This is a genomic window from Pyxidicoccus sp. M15 (genome assembly GCF_056858435.1).
On record NZ_CM166495.1, the window covers coordinates 8,573,022 to 8,590,303 of the forward strand.

Consider the following 17,282-nt stretch of genomic DNA (forward strand, 5'->3'; position numbering starts at 1 on the left):
GGAGATGAACCATGCCAGGGACGCCCGAGAACGCGTCGACCGAGTCCGATGCCCCCGATGCCCCGATGCAGATCTCCGTCGCGCTGACGGAGCCCAACACCATCGCGCAGCGGCGCCCCACCCGCTGGCTCCTGCACCCAGGCCATCTGGCGGGGGACACCTGGCACATCGTCGCCGCGCTGGTGCTGGACCCCGACGTCAAGCTCGTCGTGACGACCCTCCGGTCCATCGCCACGCTGTGGAACGAGATTCCACGCATGCATGGCCCGGATTGGGACGAAAGCATGTTCTACCAGTCCGCCTACCAGCGGCTGCGAGCGCTCCACGCCCCGGGGCAGCCGCCCCCGGCGAGGGAGCTCGTCTCCTCGGGTGGAGGCCGGGAGGCCAGTGACCTCGATGGCCGGGAAATCCAGCACTGGCAGTACATGGTCGCCCTGCGACAGTTGTTGACCGACTCGGGCATCGACCCGCGGAGCACCGGCCTGCAGGCACGCGTCTTCGTCCTCCCGGGACTCGAGGGCTGGTTGGAGAAGGACAATCCCTATCTCCCGAGCCGGACGATCCTGGAGAAGTACATCGTCCGGCCCATCGCCCGCTCGGGAGCGCCGAGGCAGAGCGTCAGGATGCTCGGCCGGGTGCCCATCCAGCGCGGTGACTACGTGGGGCTCACCATGAGCTCCACGTCGGTCATCTCCCGCCAGTTGCACACCAACGCCGCGGCCACCGTGGCGAGCCTGATTGCGCGGCTCGCACCGTGCAGGAGCGCGCTCTGGAAGCGCAAGCTGCGGGAGATGATCTCGCTGCGCGTCCATGCCCGCATCCGCGCGGCCCTGCCGGCCCCCACGCCTCCCTACCGCGTCCTGTACCTGCTGATGCGGGCCGCCAACGAGAACCGCCAGCACAACACGACGCTGAGCATCTTGCAGACGGTCCTCGCCCGCGTGGCGGCCTACAACGAGACCGCGAAGATTCCCTATCTCGTCGTGCCCGTCGGGACCCGGCTGGCAGGCGAGAGGGGCAGCGCGGAGACCCTCCCCTTGCGCGACGCCAGCACCGCGAACGGATGGAACGCCCACGTCAATACGGCGTGCGGCGCGACGGTGGCGTGTCTGGCTCCGCCGCTCAATCTCTTCCAGGAGCTGGAGAGCATCGATGGTCTGGCCGTCCCCCTGCTGACGACGCGATGCCTGCTGACCGAGTTCTGGCGCTGCGTGGCCGCCGACCCGGCGACCGGCGGGGTGCTGGGGGGCCGCAGCGGCTCGCTCGACATCGCCGCCTTCATGGGCGTGCGACGCGTGTTCTGCTTCGACAGGCTCGACGGCTTGCAGGCCGACAACGGCAACATCCGCCTGATGATGACCTGGCACCTCATGCACATCTCCATGCTCGGCGCAAAGGATGTCCTGTCGGGAGATGATGTGACGAGGTTCCTCTCGGGGGAGCAGCAGAACCTGAAGCGCCTGGCGGCGCTCACGACCCAGTCGCGCGGTTATCTTCCCGTGCACAAGGTGGACAATCCGGCGGAGCTTGGACCGGTCTCCACCTTCCGCTCGATGAAGCCCACCAGCCCCCCTCGCGGCTTCGCGCTGCTCCTGTACGCCATGGGCTCCGGTGGCTTCCCGGCCCTGAAGGACTTCTTCCAGGGCCACGGGAGCGACGCGTCATCCTCCAAGGATGACGGGGCCTCCGATGACGACCTCTCCGCCATCCCCTATGCGGATTCCATGGCGGAGGACCACCTGACCCTGACCGGCGTGAACCCCAACGCCTTTCGGGCCTTCCTGGACAGAGAGGGCCTGCAGGTGGGGGCGGCGACCACCTACGGCAACAACTGCCTGTTGCACACCATGTATCAGTTCCTGCATGGGCGCGATGCGATTCCCCCCGAGGTCTTCTTCACGGAGCGCCGGGCCGCACTGCAGGCGCCAGGCACCGGGATGCTGGAGAACGGAGAGCATGTCCAGGCCATGCTCGACTACGTCAACGGGCAGCCTCCGGGGAACAACCTGGCCCTGCGTGTCTGGCGTCTTCAAGACGACGGGCAGGTGGTCGCGGCGGGCGTCTATGGCGCTCACGCGGAGAATGGCGCCAACGTCAGACACATCCTTCACGTCGGCAGGCATTTCGAGCCGCTGTGGCGGAGGTGAGGCGCTCCGCGAAGGCCCGTCAGCTCCCCCGGGCCCGGGCCGTCGCTGTGCGGCGCCGTGCTAGCGTGAGCCCTCTCCATGAACTTCCGTTTCCAATGCTGGGTGCAGCGACATGCCAGCGGGCGGGTCACGCTCACACCGCTGGCCCTGCCCCACCTCGCCGTGCACGCGGACACGCTGGAGAAGGCCACCGAGGAGCTGTCGCTCGCGCTGGATGACCAGCTCACCCGCGTCCACCCCCGCCGCGTGCCGGAGTTCATCGCCACGTCGGACGGCGTGCTCCACACGCTCGAAGTCCCGGGCATCAAGGTCTGGGGCACGGAGGAGGACACCGTCTCGCCGCTGCCCTTCTCCGCCGTCGTCGCCCCGGCGCACCAGGCCTTCACCGGACTGCACGCCCCGCGCCTCGGCACGCACCTGTGGTTCCAGGGCAAGGTGCTCCCCAAGGACGCGGCGGAGCGGCTGGGTGAGCAGTTGGAGGACCTCTCCGATGCGCGCCGGCTCGCGCTGCGCCCAGACGGCCCCGAGTCCCTGGTGGAGCTGGAGGTGCAGGCCACGCCCACGCCCCTCTCCGCCCTCACGCCCCGCCAGCTCCGCCTGGACATCCGCCCACCGCCGCGGCCTCCGGATGCGCCCTCGGAGAAGGCGGACGCCAGCCCGGACGACGACGACGAGGACGCGCTGGACCTGGACACGTGGGAGCCGCGCCGCCGCCGTGCCCGCCATGAGGCGGGCGCGAAGCCGGAGAAGCCGCCGCCCACGCCCACGCTGGACCGCATCGCGGTGCCCTGGCACAAGCTGGCGCAGGACGGGCAGCTCGACGCCGCGTACGAGCAGGACGCCCTGGTGACGCTGCTCCGCGCGCGCCTCGCCGCGAAGGACGCCGAGTCCGTGGTGCTGGTGGGCCCCTCGGGCGTGGGGAAGACGGCGGTGCTCCACGCGCTGGCCCAGGCGCTGCGCTCGCCCTCCGCCACCGCGTCCGAGAAGGCCCGGCCCTTCTTCTTCCTCGACGGCAGCCGTCTCATCGCCGGCGAGGGCATGTGGGGTGACTGGCAGCAGCAGGTGGTGCGCTGCTTCCGCGAGGCCGCCGAGTCCCACGCGCTCCTCTCCCTGGGCCACGCGGTGGAGCTGCTGGACGCGGGCAAGAGCGCCCACAGCGACCAGAACGTGGCCCAGCTCCTGCTGCCGCTGCTCGCCACCCGCGAGGTGTCCGTGGTGGCCGAGGCCACGCCGGAGACGTGGGCGCAGGTGGAGCGCCGCAACACCAGCTTCGCCCGCCTCTTCTCCGTGGTGCGCGTGGAGGAGCCGGAGGCGGACGCGCTGGCCCGCATCCTCGCGCGCGTGGCCGAGGACGACGCGGGGCCGAAGCCGCTGGAGGTGCTGCCCGAGGCGCTCGAGGAGGCGCGCTTCCTCTGCCGCCGCTTCCTGCCCTACGGCGCGCAGGTGGGCAACACGGTGGCCTTCCTCCGCCGCCTGCTGGCCACGTGCTCGCACGCCGCCCAGCCGCGCGTCACCCGCCTGGACGCCATCCGCCAGTTCGCCTCCGAGTCCGGCATCCCCGAGTCGCTCCTGCGCGACGACGTCCCGCTGGAGGCGGGCCAGGTGCGCGCCTTCCTCTCCACGCGCGTGCTGGGGCAGGAGGCCGCGGTGGAGCGCGCGGCGTCCGTGGTGTCCGTGCTCAAGGCGGGCCTTGCCGACACGCGCCGTCCGCTGGGCGTGCTGCTCTTCGTGGGCCCCACCGGCGTGGGCAAGACGGAGCTGTCCAAGGCGCTGGCGGAGCTGCTCTTCGGCGCGAAGGAGCGCATGGTCCGCCTGGACATGGGCGAGTACGCCGGCCCGGACGCGCTGCTGCGCCTGCTGGGCGACGGCGCGACGCCCGGGCACCTGTCCGCGGCGGTGCGCCGCCAGCCCTTCTGCGTGGTGCTGCTGGACGAGGTGGAGAAGGCCCACCCGGCCGTGCACGACGCGCTGCTCGGCGTGCTGGGCGAGGGCCGCCTCACCGACGCTTCCGGCCGCTTCACCGACTTCCGCAACGCGGTGCTCGTGCTCACCAGCAACCTGGGCGCGGACACCTGGCGGGCCCGCGTGGGCTTCGACTCCGCCGGCGGCGCGCCCGACACCGCCGCCCTGCGCGCGCACTACCTCGCCGAGGTGCAGCGCTTCTTCCGCCCGGAGCTGTTCAACCGGCTGGATGACGTCGTCGTCTTCTCTCCGCTGTCCGCGGACCTGCTGCGCCGGTTGGTGGTGCGTGAGGTGGAGGCCGTGTGTCGCCGCCCCGGGCTGTCCCTCCACGACGCGGGGCTGGAAGTCTCGCCTGCCGCGCTGGACTGGCTGGCGGCGCGCGGCTTCGACCCGCGCTATGGCGCCCGGCCCCTCAAGCGCGCGCTGGAGCGGGAATTGGTGGTGCCCGTGGCGGCGTGGCTCGCCGCGCACCCCCGAGGCGGCGCGGTGAAGCTGTACGTCGACGCCGGGGACGCGGGGCTGTCGCTGCGCGCGGAGGCCGTGGGCGGCGACGCGGAAGGGCTGGGCCGGCAGGCCATCGAGAAGGTGCTGGAGGACTCGGCCACCCTGCGCGCGGAGGTGCAGCGCTGGAGCCGCTCGGAGCCCATGGTGGCCCTGAGGCGCGAGCTGGCCGTCTTCGACAAGGCGTCGCGGCAGCCGGCGTACTGGGAGGAGCGCGCCCTGGCCGAGGAGTCGTCGCGCAAGTCGTCCGAGGCGCGCGAGCTGGAGAAGGCGTTCCGTGAGACGGCCCAGCAGGCGGAGGCCATCGAGGACCTCCTCTTCGAGGCGCACCTCACGCGCGCCGTGGGCCAGGCGGAGTCCCTGGCCCGCGACGTGGCCCTGCTGCGGCGGGCCTTCCGGCCCCTGCGCGAGCGCCTCTACGCCAGCCTCTTCCACTCCTCGCGCGGCGCCACCCTCTTCCTCGTCCCCGGCCGCGGCGCGTGGACGCACCTGTGCACGCTGGCGAAGGCGTACGAGGCCTGGGCGGCGTCGCAGTCCATCTCCTTCCAGCGCGCCCTGCTGCGGCCCGCCGAGCCGAAGGAAGGCGAGAAGCCGAAGCCCACGCGCAAGGACACCCCGCTCTTCTGGGGCTGGGAGAGGAAGACCGCGCTGGAGGAGGTGAAGCCCCCTCCCGCCGCCTATGCGCTGCAGCTCACCGGCGGCACGCTGCCGCTGCTGCTCGCGGGCGAGCACGGCGTGCACCGCTTCGTCGAGGGCAGCCAGGCCGCGCTGGTGCGCATCCGCTTCGAGTCGCAGCCCCTGTCCCTGCACGCGATGCCGGCGCTGGAGGACCTGGAGAAGTCCCTGACGAAGCAGGAGGTGCGCCGGGTGCGGCCCTCCGCCAGCGACATGGTGGGCGGCGCGCTGGAGGACCTGCGCACCGGCGCGAAGCAGCGCTACGGGCCGGAGGGCCCGGAGCTGGAAGCGCTGCTGGAAGCGTGGCTGCAGTGGCGCGTCTTCGGCGCGCGAGAGGAGGGCTGACGCCATGGACCTCAAGCTGCCCCTGGTGGTGGTACCGCTCGGCGGACGACTGGTGCAGGCGTGGGTGCCCGCCTTCTGGCCCCGGCTGAACCGCGTGGGCCCCAGCCTCTCCACCCTGCGCGATGAGCTGGCGCTCGCCGTCATGGAGCGCTTCGAGAACGAGTCCGCGGCCAACGTGGCGGCCTACCAGTTCCCCCCGCACCTGGCGCTGCGCCACGTGAAGGTGGACACGGAGGCGAGAGATAGGGAGAAGAACAAGCGCGTCGTCCTCCAGGGCCGCATGGCCGTGTTGCTGGAGAAGTGGCCTCGCGACGACTTCTGGGTGGTGACGCCCACCCGGCTGCCCGAGGCCCGCTTCGCGGTCAGCGCCCCGGATGCGCTCCCCCAGGCGCTCGCGCGCCGGCTGGCCGCGTGGTGCCTGGAGAAGGACCTCGACAACCTCGACCATGCCTGGGGCACCGGGCGCGAGCGGCTGGAGTTGCTGGAGGTGGACGCCTACGCGCCCACCATCCTCCCCCGGACACCGCCCAAGCCCCCCACCCCGCCCCGCCGCCGCAAGGCCACCGAGAAGAAGAAGGGCGAGCCTGCGCCAGAGACACCCGAGCAGCGCGAGGCCCGCCGCAACCGCCGCCGCCTGTCGCTGGTGGAGCTGCGCGCGGTGGCGCGCAACCTGAGCCATGGCGCCCGCGACGGCGCGCTGGAGCGCTGCTTCGGCCGCGAGGCGCTGGTGCGCGAAGTGGTGGACGCGCTGGAAGGCCGCGAGGGCGCGGCCATCGTCCTGGTGGGGCCGTCCGGCTCCGGCAAGACGGCGCTGGTGCACGAGGTGGTCAGCCGCCTCACCGCGCGGCAGGACGCCGCCGGCACCCGGCGCGACGTGTGGCGCGTGGACGGCAACCAGTTCATCGCCGGCATGATGTACGTGGGCCAGTGGGAGGCCCGCGCGCGCGGCGTGGTGCAGGAGCTGGTGGAGGTGGGCGACCTGCTCTACGTGGACGACCTGGCCTCGCTCGTCTACGCGGGTCGCACGCAGAATGAGCGGACCAACGTGGCGCAGTACATCGAACCGCACCTGGCGCGCGGCGAGCTGACGGTGCTGGCCGAGACCACGCCCGAGCGCTTCGAGCGCGTGCGCGAGGAGGCCCCCACCTTCGCCTCGCTCTTCCGCGTGGTGCACGTGCCCGCGCTGGACGCGCGCACCACCCTGCCCGCCCTGCTGGGCACGCTGCGGGAGCTGGAGGCCGCCAGCCAGGCCGGCGCGGTGCGGCTGTCCCCGCTGGCGCTGGAGACCCTGCTCGACTTGCAGCAGCGCTTCGTCGCGCACGAGGCCTTCCCGGGCAAGGCCGTCCGGCTGCTGCGCCGGGTGGTGTCGCGGCCCGGCACCGAGGAAAACGGTGTGCGCCGCTTCACGCAGGAGGACGTCACCTCCGCCATGCGCGAGCAGACGGGCCTGCCGGACTTCGTGCTCGGCAGCGCGCCGCCGAAGACGCGCGAGACGCTGGAGCGCGAGCTGGCCGCGCAGGTGGCCGGACAGCCGGAGGCGGTGTCCGCGGTGGTGGACGCCATCCTGACGCTGCAGCGCTCGTTGCAGCCGCCGGACAAGCCGCTGGCCACCTATCTCTTCGTGGGCCCCACCGGCGTGGGCAAGACGGAAACGGCGAAGGCCCTGGCGCGCACCCTCTTCGGCAGCGAGGGGCGGCTGGTGCGCTTCGACATGTCGGAGTTCGTGTCCGCGTCCAGCATCACCCGGCTGCTCGGCATGCCGGGCGCGCCGGACGGGGAGCTGACCACCGCGCTGCGCACCCAGCCCTTCTGCGTGGTGCTCTTCGACGAGGTGGAGAAGGCCCACCCGCGCATCTTCGACGCCCTGCTCCAGTTCCTCGGCGAGGGGCGGCTGACGGACGGCGCCGGCCGCACGGTGGATGCGCGCCAGGCGGTGGTGGTGCTGACGTCCAACCTGGGCGTGCGCGAGGCCGCGGCCCGCACCGGCTTCGCCCGCACCGCGGAGAGCGCGGAGGCGCACTACCTGTCCTCGGTGCGTGCCTTCTTCCGTCCGGAGTTCTTCAACCGGCTGGACAGGGTGGTGCCCTTCCGCCCGCTGACGCCCGCCGCGCTGCGCGTGGTGGTGGAGCACGCGCTGGAGTCGCTGCTGTCTCGCCGGGGCATCCGCCGCGGCAACGTCCTGGTGGAGGTGGAGCCCGCGCTGTTGGACCTGCTCGTGGAGCAGGCCTATGACCCGCGCTACGGCGCGCGTCCCCTCAAGCGCGCGCTGGAGCGACGCCTCACGGTGCCCCTGGCCCACCACCTGGTGCGGCGCGGCGCCGAGGACCTCGCCCGGGTGGAGCTGTTCCGCCGGGGCGACGACATGGGCCTGTCCGTGGAGCTGATGGTGCGCGAGCCGGCGTGGGCGCCGGAGCCGGATGCGGCCGTGTGGACGCTGGCGGACGTGTCGCGCGTGCTGGAGGAGGCGCTGGCCCGGCTGGAGGCGCTCTCGGCCCGAGAGGCGGCACGGCCCCGCTCCGGGGACGTGCACCCGGAGGCGGTGGAGCTGGTGGAGCGGCTGGAGCGCCTCGCGGCGGAGGCGGTGGACATCCGTGAGAACGAGCTGGCGGAGCGGGACTTCCTCGAGACGGAGGCGCCCGTGCCGAAGGAGCTCGTTCGTGAACGCGACTGGAGCCGCAACCCGGGGCGCGGCGGCCTCCGGGCCCGGCCGACGTATTCCTCCGTCCCCCTGCCGGTGACCCGAGAGGAGCGGCTGCGCCGCTGCCGGCCCCGCGCCGTGGCCTTGAGGGACGAGGTGGACTGGCTGGCGCACCAGCTGGCGTGCCGTAAGCGTGGCCCGGACGTGCGCGCGGTCCTCATCGAGGGGATGGGAGATGCGCCGGTGTCCGCGCTGGAGGCGGTGGTGCGCGTACTGCCCCAGGCCCTGGCGCGCACGGCGGTGCATGAGGAGCGCGTGGAGCCGGATGGAACCATCGCCTGGGCGGCGCCCGGCTCGCAGCGCCCCTCGGGGGTGCGGGTGCGCCGCATCGCCGTGGGCCTCGCGGCCTTCGGCCTCGCGGAGGTGCTGGCGCCGCTGGAGGGCTATGCCCTGGTGGAGACCCTTCGAGGCGACGTGGTGCGCCCGGCGCCCGTGCGCGTGGAGCTGCTGGAGGGCGACGTGGGCCTGCTGGATGACGTCTCGAAGGTGGTGGCCTCGCGGGACGCGGTGCGCTCGACGGAGCGCGAGGCGCGGCGAGCGGGGACGGAGCGGGAGCAGGGCGCGGGCCGCGTGGTGATGGAGGGAAGTGAGAGCGGGCTGGCGCACCTGGCGAGCCGGCGCACGCCGTCGGAGGCGCTTGCCTGGGCAGGACGCGTGCTGCGGCGGGCGCCCCGGGAGGAGGGCTGACATGGACAAGGACTTCCATCTCTTCGTGCGCCGCTACCCGGGGCTGGGCGTGGCGGCCCATGTGCTGACGCACCCGCACCTGGCGTCATTCGCCAGCGACTTGAACACCGCGCGGCTCGACCTGGCGGAGGTGGTGGGCCGCCTCCTGCGCCGCGGCGAGCTGTGGGACGAGGTGACGCACTGGCCGGACCTGCGCCAGCGCCGCATGGCCCTCACCGTGCGCGCCATGCAGCACGGACGGCTGCTGCCCGTGCCCCTGCGCCTGACGGTGGTGACGCATGGCGGGCGTCGGGGCTCCAAGGCCGTGCGCAAGGGCGACGCGAAGGGGCCGCTGCGCGTGTGGGTGCCTCGCGTGGGCGTGGAGGGCACGCTGGAGGACGTGGCGGACCTGGAGGCGTACGTCGAGGAGCTGGTCCGGCACGAGCTGTACCTCGCGCCGCTGGAGCGGCTGCACGGGCTGGCGTACCTGGGCGAGGAGTCGGTGGAGACGCTGTCGGTGCCGGCGCGCGTGAAGCAGACGCCGAAGGCCCGCACGCAGGAGGAGGCCGCGAAGCAGCCGAAGCGCCCGCCTCCGCCCCCGGGGCTGGCCGAGGCCAGCCGCTGCCTCAACGAGGAGGCCCGCGCCGGACTGCTGGAGCGGGCGTGGGAGCGCGACACGGAGGTGGCCCGGCTCGCCGAGGCCGTCACCGCGAGCACCCGCGCCAGCGTGCTGCTGGTGGGGCCTCCGTCGGTCGGCAAGACGGCGCTGGTGCACGAACTGGTGCAGCGCGCGGAAGCCGCCGCGGCCGGCCATCAGCTGCACGGGCTGGAGGTCTACAGCACGTCGGGCGGCCGCATCATGGCGGGCATGCGCTACCTGGGGCAGTGGCAGGAGCGCGTGCAGCGCATGGTGGAGGCGCTCCGCGTGCGCCGCGCGGTGCTGCACCTGGACAGCCTGTCGGAGCTGCTCTCGCTGGGCGGCGGAGACACGGGCCTGGACGTGGCGCGCCACCTGCTGCCGGCGCTGGAGGGCGGCGAGGTGGCGCTGGTGCTGGAGGCCACGCCGGAAGACGTGGCCCGCGCGGAGCGGACCCACGGGGCCTTCCTGCAGGCGCTGCGGCACTTCTCGGTGGCGCCCCTGGCCTCCGTGGCCGCGCGCGCCGCGCTCCAGCAGGCCTCGCAGCGGGTGGCCCGGGCGCGCAAGGTGCGCTTCAGCCTGGACGCGCTGGACCGTGCCGCCGAGCTGACGGAGCGCTTCGGCGACGGCCCGCCGCCCGGTGGCGCGGTGTCCCTGCTGCGCTCGGCCAGCACCCAGCCGTCCGCCACCGGCGAGGTGGACGCGGCCGGGGTGACGCGGGCCTTCTGCACCCGCACCGGCTACCCGCGCGAGCTGGTGGACACGTCCGTGCGCCTGGACCCGGAGGCGCTGCTGAAGCGCTTCCGCGAGCGCATCGTCGGCCAGGACGAGGCCACGCTGCTGCTGCGCAACCTCATCGTCACGCTGAAGACAGGGCTGGCGGACCCGTCGCGGCCGCTGGGCGCCTTCCTTCTGCTGGGCCCTACCGGTGTGGGGAAGACGGAGTCGGCGCTCGCGCTGGCGGAGTACCTCTTCGGCGACACGGCCCGGCTGGCCCGCTTCGACATGGCGGAGTACGCGGCGCCGGGCAGCGCCGCGCGGCTGGTGGGCGAGGTGGGCGGCCAGCAGGGCGGCCTCGCGCGGCGCGTGCGCGAGCAGCCCTTCGGCGTGGTGCTGCTGGACGAGGTGGAGAAGGCGGACGCGGGCGTCCACGACTTGCTGTTGCAGGTGCTGGGCGAGGGGCGCCTCACGGACGGCACCGGCCGCACCGTCAGCTTCCGCAACACCGTGGTGCTGCTCACCAGCAACCTGGGGGCGGACAGCGCGGGACGCTCGGTGGGCTTCGGCGGGGGCAGCGTGCGCGACATGGAGCAGCACTACCTGGGCGCCGCCACCGCCTTCTTCCGGCCCGAGTTGCTGAACCGGCTGGACCAGGTGGTGCCCTACCGCGCGCTCACGCCGGAGGTCATCCGGGCGCTGGCCCGCCGCACGCTGGAGGCGGCCCTGACGCGCGAGGGCCTCACCCGCCGTGGCGTGAAGGTGTCCTTCGGGGAGGACGTGGTGGAGCACCTCGCGCGCACCGGCTTCGACGCGCGCTACGGCGCCCGCCCCCTGAAGCGTGCGGTGGAGCAGCACGTGGTGACGCCCCTGGCGCAATGGCTCGCCGCGCACGCGAGCGCCCCACCCGCGCAGGTGGTGCTGAGGGTGGGGGCGGACGGACGGGTGGCGCTCGACTAGGAGCGGCGGGGGCAGGTGCCCTCGCCGTCGTCCCCTTCCCGTCCATCCTCCTCGGCCGCCAGCGCCGGCATGGCCAGCGCGAGCAGCAGGGGCAATGACTGCCGCAACGGTCCGGCCCCCATGCCCTGGAGGCTGAGAATGGGCGGCCAGCCGGTGCATGCCCCCGCGGCCCGCCCCAGCCAGGGCCTGCTGGCCCGGCTGCTCTCCTGAACGCCACCGCAGGCGGCAGCTGCGACTTGCACGGGGTCGCGCCGTTGGAGGGAGTGGGGACGCGCAAGTCCCCGGGAAGGCGTACTTCCGCATGCGCTGCATCAACGAGGTCCTCTTCATGAAGCTGCTGCTGGGCGAGCTGTCGCCCGAGCAGACGACAGAGGTGGATGCCCACCTCGACACGTGCGCCGCGTGCCGGCAGCTGGTGGCCCAGGGCCTGCGCGCGCAGAACCCGGAGGAGCCGGGCACGGACCTCGAGCCGCTGGAGCCCGCCGGAAGTGGCGCCCGCGTCGAGGAGGCGCAGCTGGAGAAGGGCACCGCGGTGGGGCGCTACCTCGTGCTGGAGCAGCTGGGCGAGGGCGGCATGGGCGTCGTCTACAGCGCGTATGACCCGGAGCTGGACCGCCGCGTGGCCCTCAAGCTGCTGCGTGTCGGCACGCTCGGCCTGGAGCCGGAGCGCGGCCGCGCGCACCTGTTGCACGAGGCCCAGGCCATGGCCCGCGTCTCGCATCCGCACGTGGTGCCCGTGTACGACGTGGGCACCTTCGGCCCACACGTCTTCCTGGCCATGAAGCTGGTGGAGGCGCAGACGCTGGGCGAGTGGCTGAAGGCCGCCACCCGCACTCCGCGTCAGGTGCTGGCGCTGTTCCTCGACGCGGGAGGGGGCCTCGCCGCGGCGCATGCGGCGGGAGTGGTGCACGGCGACTTCAAGCCGGAGAACCTCCTCGTCGGCCGCGACGGCCACGTGCACGTCACCGACTTCGGGCTCGCGCACCTGGGCGCGCCGTCCGGAGCCAGTCCCCTGCCACGGGCGGCACTCCCCTCGGACGTGATGACCCGCTCGGCCAGGGGCGGCACGCCGGCCTACATGCCGCCGGAGCAGCTCGGTGACGGCGTCCGCGCGGGCGCGGGGGGAGACCAGTTCGCCTTCTGCGTGACGCTCCACGAGGCGCTCTACGGCGTGCGTCCCTTCGAGGGCAACACGCTGGCCGCCCTCACCGCCGAGGTGCGCGCGGGGCGCGTGCGCCCTCCCCCGCCGGGTACGCACGTGCCGCCCTGGATGCGGCGCGTGCTGCTGCGCGGCCTGTCCGTCCGGCCCGAGGAGCGCTTCCCGTCGATGGAGGCCCTGCTGGCCGAGCTCCAGCGAGACCCGGCCGTGCGCTGGCGGCGGAGCCTGTCGGTGGCCGGCGGCGTGGCGCTGCTCGCCGCCACGGTGGGCCTCACGCACGCGGTGACGACGCGCCGGGCCCGGGCCTGTGACGGGACGGCGGAGCTGTCCTCCCTCTGGAGCACGAAGCGGCAGGGCGACATCGAGACCGCCTTCCTCGCCACCGGCCGCCCCTACGCGGCAGGGTCCTGGCAGCGCGTGCGGCGCGAGCTGGACGCGTACACCGCCGCCTGGGCGACGACGCGCACCGCCGCCTGCGAGGCCACGCGCGTGCGCGGCGGACAGTCCGAAGAGGTGCTGGCGTGGCGCATGCGGTGCCTCGACAGCCGGCTGGCGGACGTGTCCGCGCTCTCGCGGCTCCTCACCCGGGCGGACGCGAGCATGGTGGACGAGGCCCACCGCGCGGTGAAGTCGCTGCCCCCGCTGTCGAGCTGCTCGGAGGCGCTGGCCCCCGGAGGCGACGCCGGGCCCGAGGACGCGGCCACGCGCGAGCGGAGGAGCGTGCTCCGCGAGACGCTGGCGCAGGCCCGTGCGCTGAAGACCACGGGGCGCTACCAGGAAGGCGTGGCGCTGCTGGAGCCGGGGGTGAAGGCGGCGCGCGAGGCGAAGGACCGGCGAGAGGGCGCGGAAGCCTTCCTGCTGCTCGGCGAGCTGCGCGAGGCCGCCGGGGACTGGAAGGGCGCGGAGGCGGCGCTCTTCGAGGCCGTGGACGCGGCGGAGGCCACGAGACAGGACGCGGTGGCCGCGCGGGCCTGGACGCTGCTGGTGCGCGTGTCCACCGTCGGCCTGGACGCGTACGAGCTGGCCTCACGCTGGAGGAGCCGCGCCGCGGCGGCCATCGACCGGCTCGGTGGCGGCAACGAGTTGCTGCGGGTGAATCTCCTGACGTACGCGGGCACGCTGCTGCGGGAGCAGTCCCGCTATGACGAGGCCGTGGCGCAGCAGGAGGAGGCGCTGGCGCTGGTGGAGCGTGCCTTCGGGCCTGACGGGCTGGAGGCCGCGGACGTCTACCAGGAGCTGGGCTACACGCGGATGGAGCAGGGCCGCCCCGCGGAGGCCCGCACCCACCTGGAGCGCGCGGTGGCGCTGACACAGCAGGCGCTGAGCCCGGAGCACCCGGAGGTGGCGCGGGTGCAGCTCGCCCTGGTGCCCACCCTGCGCGTGCAGCAGGAGTTCGTCGCGGCCGAGGGCCTCGCCCGCCGCGCGCTGGAGTCGATGGAGCGCACGCTGGGCCCCGAGCACCCCCGCGTCTACGACGCGCTCAACGACCTGGCCACGAGCATCCAGGTCCAGGGCCGGCTGGACGAGGCGCTGCCGCTGTACGAGCGCGCCCTGGCCATCGCCCTGAAGACGGACGGGCCGGACAGCATCGGCGTGGCCGCCATCGTGGGGAACATGGGCTGGGCCCTGCACAACCTGGGGCGCTCCGAGGAAGCGCGCGCACGCTTCCAGCAGGCCATTGCCATCAAGGAGCAGAAGCTGGGCCCCGACACCCCCGGGCTCGCGCCCCTCATCCGGGCCATCGGCGGCACGTACCTCCGGCAGAAGCGTCCGGTGGAGGCCCTGCCCTACCTGGAGCGCGCCGCGCGCATCCAGCTCGCGCAGAAGGACGACGCGAACAGCGAGTGGGCCACCACCCTCATCGACCTGGGCGCCGGCTACTACAAGGCGGGCCGCATCGCCGATGCCATTCCTCCGCTGGAACAGGTGCTGGCCGGCAGGGAAGGCGCCATCATCCACCCGGACCACCGCGCCCTCACCCACTTCCTGCTGGCCCGCGCACTGTGGGACGCGGGCCGGGACAGGCCGCGCGCCCTGAAGCTGGCCACCGAGGCCCAGCGGCTGGCCATCGCGCTGGGCCCCTCGGCGGCCTACGTCCTGGCGGCGGTGGAGCCGTGGCTCGCCGAGCGGGGCGTGCGCTGAGGCGTCAGCGGGTGGCGGGCGCCGCCGGGCGCTCGGGGGCGCGGCCGCGGGTACCGGCGGCCCACTCGTCCCAGACGTTGAAGGACTTCATCTGCTGGCTCAGGTCGGTGCTCTTGATGAGCGCCTCCACCTCGGCGCGGCTCTGGCGGGGCAACTTCTCGCCCATGTTGGCGAAGCCCCAGGTGAGCGCGCCCACCACGGCCGCGTTGGTACGCAGCGTCCGGGCATCGCACTGCTCGAACTCGTCCGAGCGCGCGTGGTAGTTGGGCCCGTAGGTGGCCGCCTCCTGGTTGGCGATGAGGTTGGCCACGCCGTGCAGCATGAAGTCGAAGTTGTCGGTGCCCACCACCGGCACGTCCACCTGCGTGAAGGGCCCCAGCCCCTCCACGGGCTTCAGCGCCTTGTCCACCAGCGGAACCAGCGGCGGCCGGCCATTGGTGAAGAAGCCGGTGATGCGGCCGCAGCCGATGTCCACCGACAGCGCCATCGTGTGCCCGTCCAGCTCCGCGGCGTGCGTGCGCACGTAGCCCGCCGAGCCGTGCAAGCCCTGCTCCTCGCCGTTCCACAGGGCGAAGCGGATGGTGCGCTCGGGCTTCAGGCCCAGCCGCTGCATCTGCCGCGCGAGGTCGATGAGCATCGACACGTTGGCGCCATTGTCCAGCGCGCCGCCGCCCAGGTCCCAGCTGTCCAGGTGCGCGCCGATGACGACGACCTCGTCCGGCCGGGTGGTGCCGCGAATCTCGCCGATGACGTTGCGCGACTCGTAGGGGCCGCCCGTCTGCAGGTCCAGCGCGGCGGTGAGCGTGAGCGGCGTGCCCGAGCGCAGCAGGCGCAGCGCGCGCTTCGCGCCGTCGCGCTCCATCACCATCATGGGCCGGGTGTTCTTCGGACCCACGGAGACGTTGTGGCGGTAGAGCTGGTTGCCGGGCCGGCTGCCCATGTAGACGACGCCGGCCGCGCCCGCGGCGAAGGCGCGGGACTCGATGTCCGTCGCCTCGTTGTACTCGCGGAACAGGCCGTCCACGTCGCGCAGCTCGTCCGTCTCGACGAGGAGGAACGCGCCGCGCACCTTCTCGGCCGTGCGCTTGAAGTCCGCCTCGGTGCCGCGCCCCACGTCCAGCAGCGGGGCCTTGAAGCCGCCCTTCGTCGTGGCGGCGGAGAACGGCATCGCGGCCACGCGCGGGGAGAAGCGCACGCCCTGGCCCTGCACGGTGGCGGCGGCGGAGCGCTCCAGCCACAGCGCCGGCATGCGGAAGGGCTCCGCGCGCGCCGTCACGCCCGCGGCCTTGAAGCGCTCCAGCGCCCACTCCACGGAGCGGCGGTTGGCGTCCGAGCCGGTGGCACGGCCACCCACCTCGTCCACCAGCGAGCGCAGGTCCTCCAGCATCGGCGTCCCACCGAGCACCGCGCCGACGAGCAGCGCGGCCTCGCGCTCACGCGCGGAAGGGGCGGCCTCCTCGGCCCCCGCGAGCGCCGGAGCAGTCAATGCGAGGGAGAGCACGGCGAGGCTGCGCGACAGGCGGGAGCGGGACATGCGGGGGAGACCTCGGGGGAAGGAAGAGGCCGCTAGCATTCCCACCGAGGCCCCCCGTCAGCAAGGCCTCGCGAGCATCCGCCGCGTCGCGCCATGGCCCGGACGCGAAAATGGGCCAGGGAAGATTCACCGGGGCTTTCGTTGTGCGGGGGTGGAGGCAGCAATCGAGCTCCTCCCCCTACCCGCCATACCCGAGGTCCCCCATGTTCCGCCGCTCGCTGTTCGCCGTGCTGCCCTTCGCCCTTGTCGCCTGTGGTCCCGTGGACGAGATGGAGACCGCTGACGAGTCCACCGGCACGCAGGAACAGGCCGTGTGTCCCGGCGTCACCACCGTCACCTTCGGCACCATCGACAACTTCGCCGGCGGGCCGGACCCGCTTCCCTACGCGCCCACGGCCCTGCCGGACTTCGTCAGCTACCTCAACGGGCAGGGCATCCCCACCTCGTGGCTCAAGACGCTGGATGACGGCACGTCCGGCAAGCACACGGTGGCCACGCTGCGCCACGGCCTGCGCGGCTGCTTCGCGGCCAACTGCACGCTGCAGCTGTGCTTCCGCGCCCGCGCGCTCGCGGGCGTCCCGCAGAACGACCGCGTCACCATCTACAACACCGACTTCGGCACCTATAACTTCCCGCAGGTCGCCAGCGTGCCGGTGGTGCCCAACCTCAACCCCTCGTGGAACCCGGGCCAGGTTGCCACCATGTGCATGCCGCTCAACATGAACCTCGTGGGTGACATGCTCCAGTTCCAGATGCAGGACGCGTCCTCCGTCGACTACATCCAGATGATCCTGAGCTGCTGAGCGAGACTCGCGGGGCCCGGGCGGGGCGGGCGCCAGCTGGCCCGTCCCGTCATGCCAGGACCCGCGAGCTCCAGTCCCGCACAGGGGAAGGAGGCCCGCGCGAGCCGAGCCGCGTGGCCGCTGCCGCGCTCTCGGGGTCTGTCAGGCCGCACGACCGCCAGTCAAGCGTCGCCACGCCCCCGGTGAACCCGCGTTACACGCCCCCATGGACTGGCTTTACCTCGTGCCGTTGCGCGATTCTCCGGGTCAGCGCACGCCGACGACCACGTCCTGAGGGGACATGTGGGCACGGCGGTGAGCGCGTCGATCCGCGTGGCGCGAGGAAACACCCCATCC

The 17,282-nt window shown here is 73.4% G+C and carries 7 protein-coding genes; 6 read left to right on the forward strand and 1 reads right to left on the reverse strand.

What is annotated here, in order from left to right; translation table 11 throughout:
* The first annotated feature begins 11 nt into the window (after positions 1-11).
* The 5 genes from ACX9TP_RS31860 to ACX9TP_RS31880 all read left to right on the forward strand — a co-directional run bounded on the left by ACX9TP_RS31860 (position 12) and on the right by ACX9TP_RS31880 (position 14,609).
* A complete protein-coding gene (locus ACX9TP_RS31860) occupies positions 12-2,147 on the forward strand; it encodes a hypothetical protein (RefSeq protein ID WP_482974407.1) in 2,136 nt (711 codons plus the stop codon).
* A 78-nt stretch (positions 2,148-2,225) separates the two neighbouring features.
* Entirely contained in the window at positions 2,226-5,630 is a 3,405-nt protein-coding gene (locus tag ACX9TP_RS31865) for an AAA family ATPase (RefSeq protein ID WP_482974408.1), read from the forward strand.
* A gap of 4 nt (positions 5,631-5,634) precedes the next feature.
* Entirely contained in the window at positions 5,635-9,015 is a 3,381-nt protein-coding gene (locus tag ACX9TP_RS31870) for an AAA family ATPase (RefSeq protein WP_482974409.1), read from the forward strand.
* 1 nt (position 9,016) lies between these two features.
* Entirely contained in the window at positions 9,017-11,308 is a 2,292-nt protein-coding gene (locus ACX9TP_RS31875) for an AAA family ATPase (protein WP_482974410.1), read from the forward strand.
* 301 nt (positions 11,309-11,609) lie between these two features.
* Positions 11,610-14,609, forward strand: coding sequence for a tetratricopeptide repeat protein (locus ACX9TP_RS31880; RefSeq protein ID WP_482974411.1), 3,000 nt, complete (start codon positions 11,610-11,612; stop codon positions 14,607-14,609).
* A gap of 4 nt (positions 14,610-14,613) precedes the next feature.
* On the opposite strand, the gene ACX9TP_RS31885 is transcribed toward ACX9TP_RS31880, so the two are convergent.
* Entirely contained in the window at positions 14,614-16,143 is a 1,530-nt protein-coding gene (locus ACX9TP_RS31885; protein WP_482974412.1) for a M28 family metallopeptidase, read from the reverse strand.
* Positions 16,144-16,346: 203 nt separating this feature from the next.
* On the opposite strand from ACX9TP_RS31885, the gene ACX9TP_RS31890 reads away from it, so the two are divergent.
* Positions 16,347-16,946: a hypothetical protein gene (locus tag ACX9TP_RS31890; protein WP_482974413.1), complete on the forward strand. Its 600-nt coding sequence runs from the start codon at positions 16,347-16,349 to the stop codon at positions 16,944-16,946.
* Positions 16,947-17,282: the final 336 nt, after the last annotated feature.